The following is a 19,506-nucleotide window of genomic DNA, read 5'->3' on the forward strand; positions in this document are numbered from 1 at the left end:
CTTAGGCTCGTGCGCTGGCGTTGGCGGAAGTTGGCAGGCCGGTGAGTTCAGCGGCGCCGAATTTCTGGAAGGCGATCCGTTGCTCGACCGGGTAGACCTCGCGTCCAGCCAGGCGGTTGATGATGACCGAATTGCGGTAGGCGCCCATGCCGAGGTCCGGGGCGGTGAAGCCGTGGGTGTGCAATTCGGCGTTCTGCACGAAGATGTCCTGGTCCAGCCCGATGGAATACTCGCGGTCTACATTGAATCGCCCATCGGGAAGGTAGTCGATGCGTTGGCTGATGCCTTCCAGGAAGTCCGGCGTGCTGGCACGGTAGCCGGTTGCCATGACCAGGTTGTCGGCAAGGAATTCCAGGTCTTCTCCCGTGCGTTCATGGCGCAGGCGGATGGCCAGGTAATCCGAGTCCGCGTCGACGCTCGTGGCAGCGCAACCGGTGCGCAGGTGCACATTCGCGGCTCCATTGACACTCCGCTGGTAGAGCTCTTCATGGATTTCATTGATCAGATCCGCATTGATGCCCTTGTAGAGCCCCTTTTGCTCAGCTGAAAGCACATCCCGCTGGTCCATGGGCAGGGAGTGGAAGTGGTCGATGTACTCCGGAGAAGTCATTTCCAAGGTGAGCTTGGTGTATTCCAGCGGGAAATAGCGCTCCGAACGGGTTGCCCACACCAGATGGTCCTCGGCTGGCAAGCTGCGCAGAAGATCCAGGAAGATTTCTGCGGCACTCTGGCCGCTGCCCAGCACAGCTGCTACCTGCGGAGCTGAACCTGGGGCCCGGGGCGAAAGGATCCGTTCGCGGTGGAACGCGTAGTCGCTGGAGTGCAGCACCTTGCCGCTGGCTTGCGCTTCCGGCGTGATGACAGGCGGCAGATAAGGCTGGGTTCCGGTGCCGAGCACCAATTTGTCTGCGGTGAAGCGGGTCAGTCCCGCGGCGGTGAGCACCGACAGCTGGTAGGTCCCATCGCGGTAGTCGGCTTCGAGCACCCGGTGCCCGAAACGAACGCTGCGGATATTTTCCGCCGCCCACGCCAGATAGTTGGAATACTCCTCGCGCAAGGCATAGAAGTCTTCGCGGATGTAGAACGGGTAAAGCCGCTGTTTTTCCTTGAGGTAGTTCAAGAATGAATGCTTGCTGGTCGGGTCCGCCATGGTCACCAGATCCGCCATGAAGGGAACCTGGAGGTGGGTTCCGGGAAGCATCATCCCGGGGTGCCAGACGAACTCCTCTCCGGCTTCCAGCACGGCGACTTCCAGATCGTCCAAGCCATCGGTCAAGGCGGCAAAGCCCAGGTTGAAGGGGCCAGCTCCAATGGCGATGGCATCAAAGTGTTCGGCAGGTTGAATCATTTCTTCTCTCCAAGGGTGCGTTCGGCCAGGATGCCGGAACCAACGCGGCAGATGGCGTCGAGGATCTCGCTGATATCGGCCAGGGTCGTATTCGGATTCAGCAGCGTGAGTTTCAGCAGCCGCTTGCCCTTGACCGTGGTGGCGGCGATCATTGCCTCGCCGCTGGAATAGAGGCGCTGGCGGATCTGGTTGGCCAGTGCATTGTGCTCGGCCAGGTCCAAAGGGTGCTGCGGATCTTCAAAGGAGAAGACCAGCGTGCTCAGCTGCACATCGGCTGCCATATGCAACTGGGCGCGCATGGCCACTTCCTGCTGCGCGTCCTCGGCCAACGCAATGACCTGGTCGAACATGTCGCCCAGGCGTTGAGCCCCCAAGGAGCGCAAGGTGACCCACAGCTTCAGCGCATCGAAGCGCCGAGTGGTCTGCAACGACTTCGCCACCTGGTTAGGGGTGGCGTCGGCCTCCGCACGCGGGTTCAGATACTCGGCATAGTGGGCGATGGATTCCATGGAAGCCGCAGAGCGGACCACCAAGGCGCTTGAACCGATGGGCTGGAAGAACGATTTGTGGTAGTCGACGGTGACCGAGTCGGCTTGTTCAATTCCATCCAGCCGGTGGCGGTGGGAACTGGAGACGAGCAGACCGCAACCGTACGCGGCGTCGACGTGGAACCAAGCACCGACTTCCGTGGCGATGGCACGCAACTGGGGCAGCGGATCGATGGCCCCAAAGTCGGTATTCCCGCTGGTGGCGGAGATGGCCATGGGCACCAGACCGGCGGCGCGATCCGCGTCAAGTTGCACGCGCAAGGCCTGTACATCCATGCGGTGCTGGGCGTCGGTAGGGATGGACACGGCTGCGTCGTAGCCCAGGCCCAGGAGCATCGCGGCGTTGCGAATCGAGAAATGCGCGTCCTCCGAGCAGTAGATCCGCAGGTTGGCCAGCCGTTCAGGCAAAGTTCCGCGCAGCTTCGCGGTCGCGGTGTTCCGCGCGATCAGCATGGCTTGGAGGTTGGATTGCGTTCCGCCAGAGGTGAAGATTCCATCGGCCTGCCCGGCCTCGAAGCCGATCAGCTCGGCGGTGAACTCGATGAGCTTGCGTTCGATCAGTGTGGCTCCGGCGCTCTGGTCGAAAGTGTCCATCGAGGTGTTGATGCTCGTGACGAAGTTTTCGGCGGCGACTGCAGGGATCACGACGGGGCAGTTCAAGTGCGCAGCATACTTCGGGTCGTGGAAGTAGACCGCGTCGTTGAAGTACAACTCGTTCAACTCGGTGAACGAGTCCTGGGTCGAACCCAAGGGGCGATGCAGATCAACCAGGTCGATGCGTGCTTTCAGCTGCTGCGGGGTCGGTCCGGTTGTCGGCGCGTTGACCGATGCCAATCGGTTGGCCACACGTGAGATGGCATCACGTGATTCGTTTTCGTAGTCGTGGACGGTGTCTGCGCAGAGCAGCGCATCGTCGTAGATCGGCAGCGGCAGATCAGGCATTTGCAGGGTAGGCAGTGAGGCACCCAAGAGCATGCTCCTCAGATAGAGACAATCAATAGTTGGTCAGGCTCACCTAACAAGAATCTATTAACAACACACTTCAATTAGTTAATGCAAGCCGAGTAATTCGATGGATACTCCCAGGGAAAAATTTCTCAATTTTCGCGTCAGTGGCACGTGGTTGTGGTAAGTTGCCCTCTGACCTGTATGTTGATGTTTCAATAATTAGCTCTTTCAATAGCGAAGCGGAGTAATCGACTCGACTTGTAGCGTTCAAGAAGTATCGCTAATCGTTTGATTGTGTTTTCAGCGCAAGTATGTATGATCAAACAGTTGGAGCAAGGGAGGGCAAGTGACCACGGTAAGCCCAGGGAAAGCCGAGCGTTCCCAGCGTCTGCTCCTCGGGTCGAATGCGACGGACGCGGCAGGACGCTCGCTGTCGGATATCACGATTGACCTGTTGTTCGTTGGCACCCTTGGGGCAACCGCCATGCAAATGGGCATGCTCAATGCGCTTGGTTCCCTGGCCTTCGTGCTCGCAAGCATTCCCGCGGGCCATATGGTCGACAAGTATTCCGCGTTCCGTGTGCTGCGCATCGGTCTCGGCGCCAAGCTGTTCCTGCTGGGGTGCTTGGCGGTGCTGTCATCCGCAGACGCGCTATCGATCCCGATGGGAATGCTGCTGTGCGCATTGCTTGGCATCTGCAACGTCTTTTCCGAAACGTCGCAAACCACTGCCGTCCCGCAACTCATCGAAGATGATCCCGAGGACCGATCAGCGGGCATTAGCAAGCTGATCGCCTCGCTGAGCGCGGCGGACCAATCCATGACAGTGGTTGTCCCGGCCCTTGCGGGAACCGGCTTCGCGCTGTGGGGAGCGCCGCCGCTGCTGAGCATTTCGGCGGCACTGGGCCTGCTGGCCTTGCTGATGGCGCTGCGCGTGCATTCCCATCGCCCATCGCAAGGCCCTGGTGGCACGCTCAAGCCGTCGGCCGAACAGGGCGGCATGCTCGCCGGCCTCAGATATCTTCTCCGGCATCGGCTGCTCTTGGCGATCACGGTTGCCGTGATGTTCTCCAACTTGGGGTTGGCCATCGGCTCGTCGGTGGAGGCGATCTTCATCATCAACGAGCTCGGCTTTGGCGAATTCGGGTACGGCATCTTCGTCTCGATTGGCGGCATCGGCGGGCTGATCGGCGCAGCAGTCGCAGGAAAGCTGGCTGGGAAGTTTCCGCCGGCAACGCTATTGGTCTACACCGGTTCACTGCAGGCGGCATTGACTGGCTGCGTACTGGCCGCAGCCTACGCGCCGGAACTGTGGTCTATGGTGCTGCTGGGCACGTTCTCGTTGGGCTGGGGAATCATCGTGCTGCTCTTCAACATTGCTGCCTCCTCATGGGTCGTGCAGATCGTTCCCGAGCACCTGCTGGGGCGAGTCCTCAGTGCACGAAGGCTATTCACCTTTGGAGTGGTTCCCGTCGGCGGTTTGGCTGGCGGCGCAGTGGCCAGCGCATGGGGGATTGCCGCCGGACTGCTTGGCTGGGTTGTTGCCGCGGCCCTCTCGGTTATCAGCTACCTGGCGATGCGCGGCCCGGCAACCCGTTAGGCTGGACAGCGTAAGCACCACGAACTAAAGGCAACTGCGCACGTGAAACTCGTTATCGACGCTCGATACACCCGCATCACCCACCACGACGGCATCAGCCGGTACACCGCTGGGTTGATCGAAGCCGCCAGCAAAGTTGCCGACGTCACGATGCTGGTCAACGACACCAGGCAACTGGGTATGCTTCCAGATGTCCCGTATTTGAAGATTTCCGGACCCACCAGTGTGTTCGAACCGTTCGTGGCCTTGCAGGTCAATAAGCTCAACCCTGATGTCGTGTTTTCGCCCATGCAAACCATGGGGACCGTGGGGCGAAAATATCCCGTGATCCTGACCCTGCATGATTTGATCTACTACTCGCATCCGCACGCGCCGAAATTCCTGCCCCTGCCGATCCGTGCCGGGTGGTTCCTGTTCCACCAGGTCTACTGGCCGCAAAGAATGCTGCTGAATCGTGCCGACGCGGTAGCTACCGTCTCCAACACCACCGCCAAGCTGATGCGCAAGCATCGATTGACCAAGAAGCATATTGGCTTGGTGTCCAACGCGCCGACGGGAAACTTTGCACGCCGGGACCAGGCGAAGCAGCCAAGGAAGACCCTGATCTATATGGGCTCCTTCATGGAATACAAGAATGCCGAGACGCTCATCCGGGGTATGGCGCATCTGCCGGACTATGAGCTGCATCTGCTCAGCGGGATCAGCGAACAGCGTCATGCCGAATTAACCAAGCTCATTCCTTCAGGTGCCACTGTGGTATTCCACCGGGGAGTCAGTGATGAGGAATACGAACGGTTGCTCAGCGAGTGCACGGCTTTGGTCACCCTTTCGCGCGAAGAAGGCTACGGCCTGCCACTGGTTGAAGCCATGAGCATGGGAACTCCGGTGATTGCCACCGACATGCCGATCTTCCGGGAAGTCGCAGAAGACGCCGCGCTGTATGCGTCGGCAGATGATGCGCAGGGTTTCGCGGACCAGGTACGCGTCCTGGATGAGCCGGGAATCTGGAAAGAATATTCGCAGCGGGCTGTGGAACGAGCCGCCCACTACTCATGGGAGCATTCGGCGCAGCAGCTGCTGGAGTTGGCCAGATATGCGGCAGATCACAGAAAGTAATTTGCTTCGCAGTGGCGGTTGAGCACCTTGTCGCGCGCGAATAATGGCGGAAAATCGGGAAGGGAACGTGTGCTCCGCATGAGGAGCTGCCGATTTGAAAACCGGACTTGGCCAGTGCTAAAGTATTACTCGTTGCATTCCTCCATAGCTCAATTGGCAGAGCATTCGACTGTTAATCGAAGGGTTACTGGTTCAAGTCCAGTTGGAGGAGCCAAGAAAACCTCCCAGTTGCACCAGCAGCTGGGAGGTTTTGCTTTACCCGAAAACAGTGGTGCCGGTGCGCAAAATTGAAGTGAAAACCCGGCAACGCCTGAATCTCCTATAACCACAGGTGATTAGACGATAGACTTTCGAATCGTTACCAGTTACACCCACAGCATGAGAAAAAGCAGTGGGTTTTACGCCTGAAGACTGAGTCGTATGCGGCAACCGGGGTGTTAGCGTTTGTTGTACCGGTTGCTGAGCGATCGAGAATATGGAGAAACCATGTCTGAAGCTGAATCGACGCAAGCTGACGAAAGCCTTAAGTCGAGTGTCAAGAGTGCTAAGGCGCAGGTTGATGGACTCAAGGAGCTTGTTCCACAACAGCTCTCGGACGAGATCAAGCTTGCGACTACCGTGCTCAAGGGCAAGGGAATCAGCATTGGCATGGCCGCGGCGCTAGCAGGCGCCGCACTGCTCGTAGTGCTGCTCTTCGTCATTGCCGTAGTAGTAACCCTGGTCAACGTGTTGGCTCTTTGGCTGCCAGGTTGGGCCGCCGCATTGATCGTTGCAGGTTTCTTCTTGCTGATTGCCGCCATCTTGGGATTGGTCGGATATTCAAAGGTCAAGAAGGCACTGCCGCTGAAGCCGGAAGCAGCTATTCGCGGACTCCGCCACGATTTTGGCGTGCTCAAGGACGGCAGCGCCTTCGATGTCAGCACTCTTGACGAGCCGTTGAAGAAGAAAACGGCTGAGGATGATGAGTCCGCAGACAAGAAGAAGGAACCGAAGCCGCCGGCACCGAGCGCCGATGAGCTGGTCCTTCGCACCAAGCGTCGCCGCCGCCAGATCCAGGCACTGCGTGACAACCTGGGCGAAAGCGTGCAGGCTCCGCTGGCCAAGATCGACAAGGTGCGTTCCTTCACCCACGGTGCTGGAGAAAAGTTTGCCGGGGCAGCGGCCAAGGCCAAGGGATTTGTCCGCCCTTCCTCGTCTTCGTCTTCCGAAGACCAATCGGAGGCTGACAGAGCCGGCTCGCACCGCGCTGAACAGGCACGTCCATATATCGTGATGGCAGGTTCCGGGCTGGCACTGGTTGCTGTTATCCGGGCATTGTTCAAGCGCTCCTAGGTCTTTCGCCGACGGAGCCGTGCATCGGCCTTAATACGCGTGCACCTGCCCCGTCATTTGAAAACTTAGGCTAGAAAGGCACTGACATGGTTTGGATCGCTATCGCAGCGGCACTATGCAGTGCCTTTTGCCTTGCCTTTGGCGCGCACTTCCAATCGCAGGCAGTACGCAACGCAGTCGGCGGGCTGGATCTGACGCTTAGGAATGTCGGCAAGCTGGCCAGCAATAAGCGCTGGATGAGCGGTTTGGGCCTCATGGCCCTGGGCATGGCCTTGAACGTCTTCGCCCTGGCCAGCGCACCGCTGACAGTGGTGCAGCCAATCGGCGCGATTGCACTGGTGATCACCGCTATGGTCAATGCCAAGGAAACCGACCTGACGATGAACCGTCCCACCGTGCTGGCGATCATCAGCTGCATGGTTGGTTCGGTTGGGTTCGTGCTGTTGGCAGTCACGGCCACCAGCGGCAACCAGGAAGTGACTGAAACCGAAGCCCACCTGATTGAAATGATCCTGGCGGTAGTCGTCGCCATCGTGGGATTGGCCACCATCTTCTTCCACAAGAAGCTTGGCGCGTTCTTCTTCATCCTCGGCGCCGGTGTGCTTTTCGGATTCGTTGCCGTGCTGGTGCGAACCATTGCCATCGCCGTATTGAGTATCGGCGACAGCAGCTTTTTCCAACTGCCGTGGCTGGCTGGACTATCGGTGGCAGTCGCCGGGTTGCTCGGCTCGTACTTTGTGCAAAAGGCCTACTCAAAAGGGCCTCCAGACCTCGTCATCGCAGGGTTGACCGTGATCGATCCGATCATTGGCATTGCCATAGGAATCAGCATCCTCGGAGAGCTGCGTCCCGATGTCCCGGTACTGGTCACCGTGCTGATGCTGGTGGCTGCCGGTTTGGCTATCGTCGGCGTGACCGCGCTGTCCAGGCACCACCCCGACGTGATCGAACGCCGGAACAAGACCGAAGGCGAAAAATCCATGCCTGATTCCAAATAGACTGAAGCTGCAAATTTCTCTATCAAAAACTACAACGCGTGTGAACGCCGAAGGATGCCCGTGGCCAAGGAAAAACCGCTGACCATCGTCATTGCTGCTGACACTTATCCGCCAGACGTTAACGGAGCAGCGATGTTTTGCTACCGGTTGGCTACGGCGATGCATGCGCGAGGCCACCGGGTGCACGTGTTGGCAGCCCGTGGCGACAAGGGAAAGACCTATACGGAAATCCGCGATGAGGCTATTGTCCATCGCTTGGAATCGCACTCGGTACCGACCCATGAATACTTCCGCATCGTGTTCCCGTGGGAAGTCAATAAGCAGATCAGCAAGCTGCTCTCGGATATCAAGCCCGACGTGGTCCACGCCCAGAGCCACTACATGATTGGCCAGCGCACCATCGCATGGGCGCGGAAGAACAACGTTCGCTCCATCGCGACGAACCACTTCATGCCGGAAAACCTGGACCCATTCCTGCCGTTCCCGCAATGGTTCAAGCGAATTGTCGCGCACAATTCGTGGAAAGACATGGGGAAGATCTTTGGCCGTGCGGATACCGTCACGACCCCCACTCCGCTGGCCGCCAAGGCCATGCGCGAACGGGCCAAACTGAATCACGTGCTCCCACTGTCCAATGGCATTGAGATCGGCAACTACGAGCTGGCGGACGGGGAAGAAATCATCCGCAATGAGTTCCCTACGATCTTGTTCGCGGGCCGCCTCGCGGTGGAAAAGAACATCAACGAACTGATCGAGGCTTTGCCTCTGATGAGCAAGGTGCCTGACGCCATCATCGAGATCGTCGGAGGCGGAGAGCAGCGCGCCCATCTGGAGAAGATCGCAGATGATTTGCAGATCCGAGACCGCGTCCGTTTCCTGGGGCACGTCAGTGACGAGCAATTGCGCCAGGCCTACCTGCGTTGCGACGTATTCTGCCAGCCAGGCACCGCCGAGCTGCAGTCATTGGTGACCCTTGAGGCGCTTTCGGCGTCCAAGCCAGTGGTCCTGGCCAACGCGATGGCGCTGCCCCATCTGGTGGATGAAGGTGTCAATGGCTATATGTTCACGCCGGGTGATCGGCAGGACCTGGCCAACAAGCTGGACCAGGTTCTGGCCTTGGACGAGCAGCACCGCGCCAAGATGGGTGAAGCTGGGCACGAAAAGGTGAAGAACCACGCGCAGGAAAAGACGATGAACTCCTTCGAAGCCCTCTACCGGGGCCAAGAAGTGACCACCCACTAGCCGGAATGTCATCATTGGGTGCGCCAAATCGGTGTTTCGGCTAGTGATGCCCTAGAATATTTCGAGTGTGGTTGCACCGCTCCGGCGATGGACCCATGTGGGGAGTTAGCTCAGTTGGTTAGAGCAGGGGACTCATAATCCCTTGGTCGTCGGTTCAAGTCCGTCACTCCCTACCAAGGCAGATCGTCCAGCAGCTATTGAAAATGAGTTGCTGGACGATTTTCTTGTTCCCGGTTCCGCTCCAGTGCACAGCTGGATCCCGCTGGATGCACAGGTGTGTGAAGAAGTGCATTGAAGCCGGATGTTGATCCGGTTCGTGCCGCCCTCGGGAGATGCCGCGTCATTCGTTCAACGGCAAGAGAATCGATGGACGCATGTCGCGGATCAGCAATACCGGGTCGATATATTCTCCATCGAGGCGCACACCCCAGTGGATGCAACGGCCAGAGCAATGCGCCCCGGTTGCTGCCTGGCCCACCTTGGTGCCGGCCTCCACCCAGTCGCCCACCGATACTTCAGCGGAAACCGGTTCGATGCTGGTCTTGAACCCGGAACCGTGATCGATAACCAGCACAGGCCGATCCACGATCACTGAAGCAAACGAGACCCGGCCGCGTTGCGGTGCGAAAACGGCATCACCAGCGCTGGCTGCCAAGTCCACTCCTCGGTGCCCGGGAAGCCAATTTTTCTCCGGTTTGTCGAAGGGCACCAGAATTGCCGGTTCGCCAGCCAGCGGCCAGCGCCAGCCATTGGTGGCGGCAAGTGCGGCAGGTACCTGGACTTGCTGCGGCTCGGCGTCCGTGGGCGCGGCCGGAGGAAAGCTGACGGCCAGCAGCAGAACCTGCAATCCTGCGAAGAGATACTTGATTTTCATCTTTCCAAGGTGTCCCCGGAACATGGATCATGGGCAACCGGGGGAACGGATTGTGGGCAAGGCAATGGGCTGCACATCACCGAAACCGCGGTGCGGGGCAAGGCGTTCTCTGTAGTACACTTGAAGCAGCAGTGTCCTGTCACAGGTGTGTCCAAAATTGGGTGCATCGGGCAGGAGATTGACTTCGCGTATGAGTATTCACAGCTAAATCGGCTGTGGCCTGAGGTTCCAGTGGTCCGAGAGAATCGGTGGACCGAAGTCGAGATGCCAAGCATCAATCGGTACTCATGCCAGGGCGGATATCCACAATGGCTATCTGCATCAACCCGAACAACCAAGAGCAGTTACCGCGGGCGCACGCGCGCCCGGTCCGCCACTGCTGAAAGGAGTTGCGACATGCCAGTCGTAACCATGCGAGAGCTGCTTGACAGCGGCGTCCACTTCGGCCACCAGACCCGTCGCTGGAACCCAAAGATGAAGCGCTTCATCTTCACCGAGCGCAACGGCATCTACATCATCGACCTGCAGCAGTCGCTGTCGTTCATCGACCGCGCTTACGAGTTCGTGAAGCAGACCGTTGCCCACGGCGGCACCGTACTGTTCGTCGGTACCAAGAAGCAGGCTCAGGAAGCCATTGCCGAGCAGGCTAACCGCGTTGGCCAGCCATACGTCAACCAGCGTTGGCTCGGCGGTATGCTGACCAACTTCCAGACCGTTTCCAAGCGCGTTCAGCGCATGAAGGAACTGGAAGAGATCAACTTCGAGGACGTTGCCGGCTCGGGCCACACCAAGAAGGAACTGCTGCTGTTGAAGCGCGAGCTGACCAAGCTGCAGAACAACCTCGGTGGTATCCGCAACCTGACCCGCACCCCTTCCGCTATCTGGATCGTTGACACCAAGAAGGAACACTTGGCTATCGACGAAGCCCAGAAGCTGGGCATCCCAGTTGTGGCCATCCTGGACACCAACTGCGATCCAGACGAGGTTACCTACCCAATCCCAGGCAACGACGACGCAATCCGCTCCGTCAACCTGCTGACCCGCGTTGTTGCTGACGCTGTGGCCGAAGGCCTCATCGCCAAGAACAACAAGGCTGCCGGCAAGACCGAGGGTGCTGCTGAGCCAATGGCTGAGTGGGAGCGCGAACTGCTTGAGGGCGAGAAGGCCAAGGCCGAAGCTCCAGCTGCAGACGCTGCAACCGAGGCTCCAGAAGCCAAGTAGTCACCTCCGTGACTCCAGAAGTTTGCCTGGGCGCACTAGCGTGTAGCTCGAGGTGAACTTCACCAAGTCTTGTGGGACGGGCCGGAAATCCGACCCGTCCCATAAGCAAAATAAACTTGAAACTCCTAGCTGAATGGGATTGCACGTGGCAAACTACACCGCTGCTGATATCAAGGCACTGCGCGAGCGCACTGGCGCCGGCATGATGGACGTTAAGAAGGCACTGGACGAGGCCAACGGCGACGCCGAGAAGGCCATCGAGATCATCCGTGTCAAGGGCCTGAAGGGCGCTACCAAGCGCGAAGGCCGTTCGACTGCTGAAGGCCTGGTTGCTGCCAAGGTTGAGGGCAACGTCGGCGTGATGATCGAGATCAACTGCGAGACCGACTTCGTAGCGAAGAACGACAAGTTCATCGCACTGGCCAACAAGGTCCTGGATGCCGCTGTGGCTTCCGGCGCTGCAGATGCAGAAGCACTGCTGGCTTACGAGCTGGATGGCAAGACCGTTGGCGACATCGTCATCGAAGAGGGCGCAATCCTCGGCGAGAAGGTTGTTGTACGCCGTGTTGCACGCATCGAGGGTGCCAAGGTTGCTTCGTACCTGCACAAGACCAGCAAGGACCTGCCAGCCCAGGTTGGCGTCCTGATGGCTGTTGACGCTGACAGCGAAGCTGCCGCAACCGTCGCGCACGACGTTGCAGTGCACACCGCTGCAATGGCTCCTACCTACCTGTCCCGCGAAGAGGTTCCAGCTGACAAGGTTGCCGACGAGCGCCGCATCGCTGACGAAACCGCTCGCGCCGAGGGCAAGCCAGAAGCTGCACTCACCAAGATCGTTGAAGGCCGCCTGACCGGCTTCTTCAAGGAGATCGTCCTGGTTGACCAGGCTTTCGCCAAGGACGCAAAGAAGTCCGTTGGCCAGGTCTTCGAAGAAGCTGGCACCAAGCCAGTTGCTTTCGCACGCTTCCGCGTTGGCGCCTAGGCTTTGCAGCTCTAGGCAGTAGCCATACGCATTAAGCGAACCGCGTTCGGGGCAACCTGAGCGCACAAGATCAAAGGGAGGTGGGCACCGAGAGAAAACTCGGTGACTCGCCTCCCTTTTCTTGAGCCCGGATCTCACGATAGCTTGGGATCTGGGACGTAGAACCCCCAGCTTGATTCCGACCTCCAGGAGTAAGACACCTCATGCCAAGCACCCCAGAAACCAAACGACGCCGCGTACTGCTCAAGCTCTCCGGCGAAGTATTCGGCGGCGGCAAGATCGGCGTTGACCCAGATACCGTTCGCGGCATCGCCCAGCAGATCGCCCAGACCGTTGGCGAGGTCGAGGTGGCAATCGTGGTTGGCGGCGGCAATTTCTTCCGTGGTGCGGAACTCTCCGCTTCCGGCATGGACCGCTCGCGCGCTGACTACATGGGCATGCTCGGCACCGTCATGAACTGCCTGGCGCTGCAGGACTTCCTGGAGCAGTGCGGTGTTGAAACCCGCGTCCAGTCGGCCATCGCCATGGCCCAGGTCGCCGAGAACTACATCCCGCGCCGTGCCATCCGCCACATGGAGAAGGACCGCGTCGTCATCTTCGGCGCCGGCGCCGGCTTGCCGTACTTCTCCACCGATACCGTGGCCGCGCAGCGTGCCCTGGAAGTCGATGCTGACGAAGTCCTGATGGCCAAGTCGGGTGTGGACGGCGTATACACTGCCGACCCGAAGACCGACCCAACCGCCACCAAGCTGGATACCCTGACCTACAGCGACGCCCTGCTCAAGAACATCCGCGTGATGGACCAGACCGCCATGACCATGTGCAAGGACAACAAGCTGGACATGCTGGTCTTCGGCATGGAAGGCGAAGGAAACGTGGCCGCGGCAATTCGCGGCGAGCGGATTGGCACCACCGTCACCGTCTAATCGGTGATCGTGGCTTAGGATTGAAGTAGATTTAATTTCCCGTAGCGGAAACACAGATGAAGTACTTGAGGAGTACCGGTGATTGAGGAAACGCTGGCGGATACCGCCGAAAAGATGGAACGCACCATTGAGGCCGCCAAGGAGGACTTCGCGACGATCCGTACCGGTCGTGCCCACCCAGGCATGTACTCGAAGGTCATGGTGGACTACTACGGTTCCCCAACCCCGCTGCAGCAGCTGGCTTCCTTCGCAGTGCCCGAAGCACGCACCATCACCATCACCCCATTCGATGTGACCGCTTTGCGCGAAATCGAAAAGGCTCTGGGCGATCCAGAAGTTGGCGCCAACCCATCCTCGGACGGCAAGATGATCCGCGTTGTCCTTCCGGTGCTGACCGAAGAACGCCGCAAGGAATACGTCAAGCTGGCCAAGGCCAAGGGCGAGGACGCTCGCGTTGCACTGCGCAATCACCGCCGCAAGGCCAAGGATTCCATCGACAAGTTCGTCAAGGACGGCGAAATTGGCGAGGACGAGGGTACCCGTGCAGAAAAGGACCTCGACGCGCTGACCAAGAAGCACGTTGACGCAGTCGACGAGATCTTGAAGAAAAAAGAAGCAGAGCTGCTGGAAGTCTAATGCCAGGCTCGACAGACAACACTGAGGGCAACGCTTCGGCGGTGCCCTCAGTGGCATCCGGAGAATCCCAGCCCCTGACCCGACGTGAAGCTCGCGCGCAGCGCGAAGCCGCCGCCAAGGCGAAGAAACGCGGTTTCATGAAAGACCGCGGGGCCAAGGAAGCTCCAGAACCTGCCACTGGAATCCAGGAACCGGTCAAGCCTGCACCGGCCACTGCGGTACCCGCTCCACCGGCCATGCCAAAGCCCGTATCAGCAGTGAAGCCCGATGCCGGAAAAGATGCCGCATTGCCGACCCCTCAACCAGCTGCGGCTGGCAGCCCTGCAGCCGGGGAATCGACCGCCAAGGCTGATACCGGGCAAGCGAAAGAGCGCGCCAAAGCCGCTTTCAAGGCCGACCTGTCCAAGCCGGTGAAAGCTGAGGCGCCGGCTCCTGCCATGCAGGCAGAACCAGCGAAGCCTGCACAGCCGGCGGCGCCCGGAAGGGACAAGGCGGTTCCGGCCCCCGCGGCCGAAGATGACAAGCCGAAGAAGGCAGAATCAGCCTCACCGGAAGCGGCATCTGCGGCGCAGAAGCCCTCGCCCGCAGACAGCAAGCTGCCTGCTCCGCCGGTATCCGATTCCACGGACCTTGCCGAGACCGGAGAGCCCGACGCGGAAGAAGCGGATATCCCTGCCGAGCTGCTGATCGGAACCCCGGAACCGAAGAAGTCGCGTGCAGGGCGCAATCTGCCAGCGGCCATCGGCGTCGGCGTGCTGTTGCTCGGAGTCGTGCTGGTTGGCCTGCTGTGGTTCCACCCGTTGCTGGTCATCGCGCTGATCGCGCTCAGCTGCATTGGCTGCTGGGAGGTGGCCAGGGCTACTACCCATGCCAAGACGGCGGTACCGCAATTGCCGTTGTACCTGTCTTCGATCTTGTTGCCGGCCAGTGCCATCTGGGGCGGGGTAGAGGCACTCGGGTTCAGCTATATTGCCTGCATCCTGATCGCTTTGCTCTTCAGGCTGATGGATGGGGCCAAGGGCGCGGTGGCCTCGGTGATGAGCAGCGTGTTCATCATCAGCTGGGTGCCGCTGCTGCTGTCCTTTGCCCTGCTCATTCTCGATTCGGTCAATGGCCAGTGGCTCATCGCCACGTTGCTGCTGCTTGCGGTCGCCAATGACACCTTCGGCTACATCGTGGGCGTGCTGATCGGCAAGCATCCGATGGCGCCGAAGATTTCCCCGAAGAAGTCCTGGGAGGGCTTTGCCGGATCAATGGCCGGTTCCATGGCCATTGGCGCATGCGCAATGCACTTCTGGATGGACATGCCGTGGTGGACGGGCGTCATCCTGGCGTTCTTCACCACCATTGCAGCGACTACCGGCGACTTCTCGGAATCCATGGTCAAGCGCGAACTGGGCATCAAGGACATGAGCAACCTGCTTCCTGGCCATGGCGGAATCATGGACCGCTTGGACTCGGTCCTGTTCGTCATTCCGCTGGGTTACGTGATTTCACATGTGCTGGCCTGGAGTGTCGCAGTCTTCTGACCACGTCCCCGGCCCGCGACGCCAGCGGGTGTGATCCGCTACCGGAATGCACTCGCTGGTGTGGCCATCAGGCCAACTATCGGATCAAGCCAATAGAATAAGAGGGGTATCGCCTGAGCGCGGTGCCCAACGGATATCTCTCTAGAGAAAAAGGAACTGTCGTGTCGCAGCAGCAAGATGCTCCGTTTTCCCGCGTACCGGACTCGGAATTCGGCTACAACGCAAAGCAAGTTGATGCGTTCCTGAGCCGTGCCCGTGCCACCTTCAACGGTGGAGGAAACGACGACAGTGTGGTCACCAGCCACCTGATCCGCCGCACTACTTTTGCACCGCAGAAGGGCGGGTACCAGGCCCGCGAAGTCGATGGCGCGCTGGACCGCTTGGAAGATGTCTTTGCCAAGCGCGAGCGCGATGACTTGATTGCCCATCAGGGCGAAGAGGTTTGGCTGCAGCAGGTAGGCCGCCTGGCCGCGATCCTGCGTGGCCGCTTGCACCGTGCCAAGGGCGAGCGTTTCCGCCGTCCTTCGCGTTCCAACGCGTCGAGCTACAACATCGAGGACGTCGATCGCCTGTGCGATCAGCTCATCGACTACTTCGAGAACGACGTGCCGATGGCCGTTGACACCGTGCGGCGCGTGGAATTCCGTTCTGCGCAGGGCACCGATGGCTACGAGGAGTCGCAGGTCGATGCGTTCCTCGACCGTGTTGTAGAGCTGATGGCTTCGATCGACTAGTCGCCGCTACCGCCTCCAAAGCCATGCCGCGGACGGCAGCGGGAAATTTTCTCCCGTTGCCGTCCGCGGCTTTTTTGCATTCAGCAGAGGGAAGAACCGGACAGGCTAGAGGCCTGGCCGTTCGTGGTGGGCCAACCAATCGCGCAGCATGTTCTCCAGTACCGGACGGTCAGCGGGGGAGAGCTGTTCCACGAGGCGCTTTTCGTTGCGCATGTGGGCGGCAAAGGCTTCGTCGATTTTCTCTTTGCCGCTGTCAGTCAAGGAGATCAGGCGTCCTCGACGATCTTCACCGGACTGGGTCCGGGTGACCCAGCCATTGCCTACGAGCTTGTCCAGCCGCTTGGTCATGGCACCGGTGGTCACCATCGTCTGCAACGCAAGTTCGCCGGGGGCCAGGGAGAACGGTTCGCCTGCCCGCCGCAATGTTGCCAGCACATCGAATTCGGCTTCGGTCAGCCCATGTTCTGCATACACTGCACAGAGCTCTTCGGTCAGGTAATTGGCCAGCCGGTGAAGCCGTCCGATAATTCCCTGAGGAGCGGTGTCGAGATCGGGACGCTGTTCGGCCCACTGCTGCTGGATGCGCGAGACATGGTCATTGTGCTGCATCCCTTTATTATATCTTCCAAGGAAGCTAAAGTATCTTCCATGGAAGATACTTTAGATTCTGCCGGAAACCGGCTGCGGACCTTGGGATGGGTTGCGCTGACTGCTATAGCCCCGATCGCGTGGGGGTCCAACTACTACGTCACCAAGGAATTCCTTCCGGAAGACTCGGCGCTCTGGGGTGCGGCGATCCGCGCATTGCCCGCAGGCCTGGTGTTGCTGGCGATATGCAGGAAACTGCCGCACGGCAGCTGGTGGTGGAAATCCGCGGTCCTGGGCATCCTGAACATCGGCGCCTTCTTCGCTCTGGTCTACGTGGTGGCGCAACTGCTGCCATCGGGTGCCGCCGCGACGACCATGGCGAGTTCCGCCGGTGTGCTCATGCTGTTCGCCTGGCTCCTGCTCGGCGAGCGGCCTGCACGCTGGCCGATGATCGGAGCGCTCATGGGATTCATCGGCGTGGCCGTCATGGTCTTCGATGCGCAGGGCGGCATCGATATCCGGGGCATCATCTCGTCCCTGGCCGCGATGCTCTGCTCAAGTGCCGGATTCATCTTGACCAAGCGGTGGTCGCAAGGGCTGCCGATTGTCCGGGTCACGGCCTGGCAGCTGGTGGCCGGAGGGGCAGTCCTGGTGCCCTGCGCGCTGCTCGTGCATGGAGCGCCGCCTCAGCTTGGCATCCAAGCGGCAGCGGGCTTCGGATATGTCAGCCTCATCGCTACCGTGGCCGCATACCTCGCCTGGTTCACCGGGCTGCGCCAACTGCCAGCATCATCTGTGGGCCTCATCGGCCTGCTCAATCCAGTCACCGGCGTCCTGCTCGGAACCCTGCTGGCAGCCGAAAGCCTCGGGATTCAAAGCATCTTGGGAATGGGCTTGGTGCTCGGCGGAGTCCTGCTGGGGCTGGCCAACGGCTCCCGGCGCAAACCGCTTCCCGTACCACAGTTGCCGCGCCGCGACGCGCCTGCCGGGCAAGCCGTGAAGAGCTGCTAGAACTTCGCCCGCCAGTCCGGGACATGGAGCAGGGCCATGACGCGTTCAACGTTGGCTGGCACGCTGCGCCTGGTCCTCTTGGAAATGAAGATCATCACCAGGAAGGCCAGCGGAACGCTCCACGCCGCGGGCTGGCGCAGCAGATGGATCCAGATCTCGTCTTCCTGGGGCAGGAAGGTGCCGATCATCAAGGACAGCCCGCAGGAAATGCCGCCAGCCAGCAGGCCGGCAATCGCACCTCGCGCGGTCAGCGAACGCCACCAGATGCCCAGCAGCAGCAACGGGCAGATCGTCGATGCGGTGAAGGCGAAGACATTGCCAATGGCACCTGCCAAGGCCAAGGAATTGGTCACCACCGCAATCAAGACCGGCAGGGCGGTAGCCAGCACGGTGGAGATCCTGAACCCGCGCACGGTGCCGGAGAAGAATTCCTGCGACAGGGCGCCAGCGAGGGATACCACCAACCCGGAGGTGGTGGACAGGAATGCCGCGAACGCGCCGCCGACCACGATTGCGGTCAGCGCGTCGCCCAGGAATCCTTCGAAAAGGCGTGAGGGCAGCAGCAGGATGGTGGCATCTGTTTCATTGGTGGCCCCGAGCTCCGGGGTGTACAGCAAGCCCAGGACACCCAACGTCGTGGGCAACAGGTAGAAAGCCGAGAGCAAGCAGAGCACAATTACCGTGGTGGTGCGCGCTGCCTGGCCGCTGGGGTTCGTGTAGAAGCGCACCAGCACATGCGGCAGCCCCAGGGTGCCGAAGAGCAACGCCAAGATGATGGAGACCGTCTCATAGAGGTTCATCGCATTCGCGGATTCCAGCTGCGCATACAGGGCCTGCGCGTGGCCGGAGGACGAATGCTCTGGGATGGCACGCCCCAGCAGGAAGATCGTGGGGATGACCAGCGCAGCCAGCTTGAACCAGTATTGGAAAGCCTGGACGAAGGTCACCGAACGCATCCCGCCGGACAGCACCGTCACGCAGACCACCGCGGCGACAATGACCGGACCGACCCAACTGGGGAATCCAGTGGCAATGGAGAGGGTCAGGGCTGCTCCGTGCATCTGCGGAACGATATACAGCCAGCAGATCACCACCACCAGATAGGTGGTGAGCTTGCGCAACATCGGGGAGCCTTCAAAGCGGATCTGCGCAAAGTCCGGAATGGTGTAGGCCCGGGAACGCCGCAGCGGAGCTGCAACGAACAGCAGCAGCATCAAGTAGCCGGCGGTGTAGCCGATGGGGAACCACAAGCCCGATTGCCCCGAGAGCACGATCAGCCCGGCAACACCCAGGAATGAGGCCGCCGAAAGGTACTCGCCGCCAATCGCCGAGGCATTCCACCACGGGCGCACGGTGCGCGAAGCGACGTAGAAGTCGGACGTAGTACGGGACAGGCGCAAGCCGTGGAAGGCAATCAGCATGGTCGTCAGGCAGACCAGCACCAAGGATGAAACTGACAGCAAGCTAGCCACGGCTGATGCTCCGATACCGTTCTTCATTGCGTTCGGCAGCCCTGTTGTAGAGCATTCCAGCCACGATGATCAGCGGATACATCCCGATGCCCAAAGCCCACCAAGGCAGCGGCAGGCCGAGCAGGCGGATGTCCTCGAAGACCGGCCAGAAGACGAGCAGCGCGCTGATGCCGACCAGCAGCGCCAGCAGGCCCGCAGCCACGGCGCAGGCCAGCCGCAGCTGGGAACGGATCAGCTGGCGAACATAGAACTCTTCTGCCGTGTGCTCGGGGCGGGCAGGGGAGACCGTCAAGGAGGCGTCTTGCGGAGCCTGCACGCGCACACGTTGCGGACGCTGTTCAGCGAATCGTCCGGGCGTTGGGGGCTCTTGCCGGCTGCTGTCTTGGGGAATCTGTTCCACG

At 60.2% G+C, this 19,506-nt stretch carries 18 protein-coding genes and 2 tRNA genes; 14 read left to right on the top strand and 6 right to left on the bottom strand.

Translation table 11 applies throughout. The features are described from left to right. Position 1: 1 nt before the first annotated feature. Positions 2-1,348, bottom strand: coding sequence for a lysine N(6)-hydroxylase/L-ornithine N(5)-oxygenase family protein (locus EKH49_RS03920; protein ID WP_128469791.1), 1,347 nt, complete (start codon positions 1,346-1,348; stop codon positions 2-4). After that, complete coding sequence (locus EKH49_RS03925) at positions 1,345-2,871, bottom strand: pyridoxal phosphate-dependent decarboxylase family protein (protein ID WP_442903494.1); 1,527 nt, start codon at positions 2,869-2,871, stop codon at positions 1,345-1,347. The genes EKH49_RS03920 and EKH49_RS03925 overlap by 4 nt, the downstream gene beginning before the upstream one ends. 319 nt (positions 2,872-3,190) lie before the next feature. Here EKH49_RS03925 and EKH49_RS03930 point away from each other — a divergent pair, with 319 nt between their 5' ends. The 7 genes from EKH49_RS03930 (at position 3,191) to EKH49_RS03960 (ending at position 9,308) form a co-directional block, all read left to right on the top strand. Further along, positions 3,191-4,444, top strand: coding sequence for an MFS transporter (locus EKH49_RS03930; RefSeq protein ID WP_128469792.1), 1,254 nt, complete (start codon positions 3,191-3,193; stop codon positions 4,442-4,444). 42 nt (positions 4,445-4,486) lie between these two features. Next, on the top strand, positions 4,487-5,560 hold the full coding sequence (locus EKH49_RS03935) for a glycosyltransferase family 4 protein (protein ID WP_128469793.1): 1,074 nt from the start codon (positions 4,487-4,489) through the stop codon (positions 5,558-5,560). A 138-nt stretch (positions 5,561-5,698) separates the two neighbouring features. Next, a tRNA-Asn gene (locus EKH49_RS03940) sits at positions 5,699-5,774 on the top strand. Positions 5,775-6,046: 272 nt separating this feature from the next. Next, positions 6,047-6,892, top strand: coding sequence for a phage holin family protein (locus EKH49_RS03945; protein ID WP_128469794.1), 846 nt, complete (start codon positions 6,047-6,049; stop codon positions 6,890-6,892). Between the two features lie 86 nt (positions 6,893-6,978). Then, positions 6,979-7,890 carry a DMT family transporter gene (locus tag EKH49_RS03950; protein ID WP_128469795.1) on the top strand — a complete coding sequence of 304 codons (912 nt, stop codon included), beginning with the start codon at positions 6,979-6,981 and terminating at the stop codon, positions 7,888-7,890. Positions 7,891-7,944: 54 nt separating this feature from the next. Continuing rightward, on the top strand, positions 7,945-9,132 hold the full coding sequence (locus EKH49_RS03955) for a glycosyltransferase (RefSeq protein ID WP_128469796.1): 1,188 nt from the start codon (positions 7,945-7,947) through the stop codon (positions 9,130-9,132). A 99-nt stretch (positions 9,133-9,231) separates the two neighbouring features. Continuing rightward, positions 9,232-9,308: transfer RNA gene (locus EKH49_RS03960), tRNA-Ile, on the top strand. Positions 9,309-9,472: 164 nt separating this feature from the next. Here EKH49_RS03960 and EKH49_RS03965 read toward each other — a convergent pair. Further along, positions 9,473-10,006, bottom strand: coding sequence for a M23 family metallopeptidase (locus EKH49_RS03965; protein WP_128469797.1), 534 nt, complete (start codon positions 10,004-10,006; stop codon positions 9,473-9,475). A gap of 396 nt (positions 10,007-10,402) precedes the next feature. Here EKH49_RS03965 and rpsB point away from each other — a divergent pair, with 396 nt between their 5' ends. From rpsB to EKH49_RS03995, 6 genes are all read left to right on the top strand, one after another. Next, on the top strand, positions 10,403-11,227 hold the full coding sequence (gene rpsB, locus EKH49_RS03970) for a 30S ribosomal protein S2 (RefSeq protein WP_038989721.1): 825 nt from the start codon (positions 10,403-10,405) through the stop codon (positions 11,225-11,227). Between the two features lie 145 nt (positions 11,228-11,372). Continuing rightward, positions 11,373-12,209: a translation elongation factor Ts gene (tsf, locus tag EKH49_RS03975; protein ID WP_128469798.1), complete on the top strand. Its 837-nt coding sequence runs from the start codon at positions 11,373-11,375 to the stop codon at positions 12,207-12,209. A gap of 203 nt (positions 12,210-12,412) precedes the next feature. Then, complete coding sequence (gene pyrH, locus EKH49_RS03980) at positions 12,413-13,135, top strand: UMP kinase (protein WP_128469799.1); 723 nt, start codon at positions 12,413-12,415, stop codon at positions 13,133-13,135. Positions 13,136-13,213: 78 nt separating this feature from the next. Next, on the top strand, positions 13,214-13,771 hold the full coding sequence (gene frr / locus EKH49_RS03985; RefSeq protein WP_038989719.1) for a ribosome recycling factor: 558 nt from the start codon (positions 13,214-13,216) through the stop codon (positions 13,769-13,771). Further along, positions 13,771-15,300 carry a phosphatidate cytidylyltransferase gene (locus tag EKH49_RS03990; protein ID WP_236641025.1) on the top strand — a complete coding sequence of 510 codons (1,530 nt, stop codon included), beginning with the start codon at positions 13,771-13,773 and terminating at the stop codon, positions 15,298-15,300. The genes frr and EKH49_RS03990 overlap by 1 nt, the downstream gene beginning before the upstream one ends. A 161-nt stretch (positions 15,301-15,461) precedes the next feature. Then, the gene (locus tag EKH49_RS03995; RefSeq protein WP_038989718.1) at positions 15,462-16,034 is read left to right on the top strand and encodes a DivIVA domain-containing protein; all 573 of its coding nucleotides are present in this window, start codon (positions 15,462-15,464) and stop codon (positions 16,032-16,034) included. 105 nt (positions 16,035-16,139) lie between these two features. On the opposite strand, the gene EKH49_RS04000 is transcribed toward EKH49_RS03995, so the two are convergent. Further along, the gene (locus EKH49_RS04000) at positions 16,140-16,643 is read right to left on the bottom strand and encodes a MarR family winged helix-turn-helix transcriptional regulator (RefSeq protein WP_128469800.1); all 504 of its coding nucleotides are present in this window, start codon (positions 16,641-16,643) and stop codon (positions 16,140-16,142) included. 39 nt (positions 16,644-16,682) lie between these two features. Here EKH49_RS04000 and EKH49_RS04005 point away from each other — a divergent pair, with 39 nt between their 5' ends. Further along, entirely contained in the window at positions 16,683-17,633 is a 951-nt protein-coding gene (locus EKH49_RS04005) for a DMT family transporter (RefSeq protein WP_128469801.1), read from the top strand. On the opposite strand, the gene EKH49_RS04010 is transcribed toward EKH49_RS04005, so the two are convergent. Together EKH49_RS04010 and EKH49_RS04015 are read right to left on the bottom strand one after the other, a co-directional pair. Beyond that, the gene (locus tag EKH49_RS04010) at positions 17,630-19,105 is read right to left on the bottom strand and encodes a sodium/solute symporter (RefSeq protein WP_442903495.1); all 1,476 of its coding nucleotides are present in this window, start codon (positions 19,103-19,105) and stop codon (positions 17,630-17,632) included. The two genes, EKH49_RS04005 and EKH49_RS04010, sit on opposite strands and share 4 nt — an antisense overlap. Further along, positions 19,098-19,505, bottom strand: a complete 408-nt coding sequence (locus tag EKH49_RS04015) for a hypothetical protein (RefSeq protein ID WP_128469803.1) — start codon at positions 19,503-19,505, stop codon at positions 19,098-19,100. Before EKH49_RS04015 ends, EKH49_RS04010 begins: the two co-directional genes overlap by 8 nt. Between the last annotated feature and the right edge of the window lies 1 nt (position 19,506).

Source organism: Glutamicibacter sp. HZAU (genome assembly GCF_004100365.1).
GTDB classification, from domain to species: Bacteria; Actinomycetota; Actinomycetes; order Actinomycetales; family Micrococcaceae; genus Glutamicibacter; species Glutamicibacter nicotianae.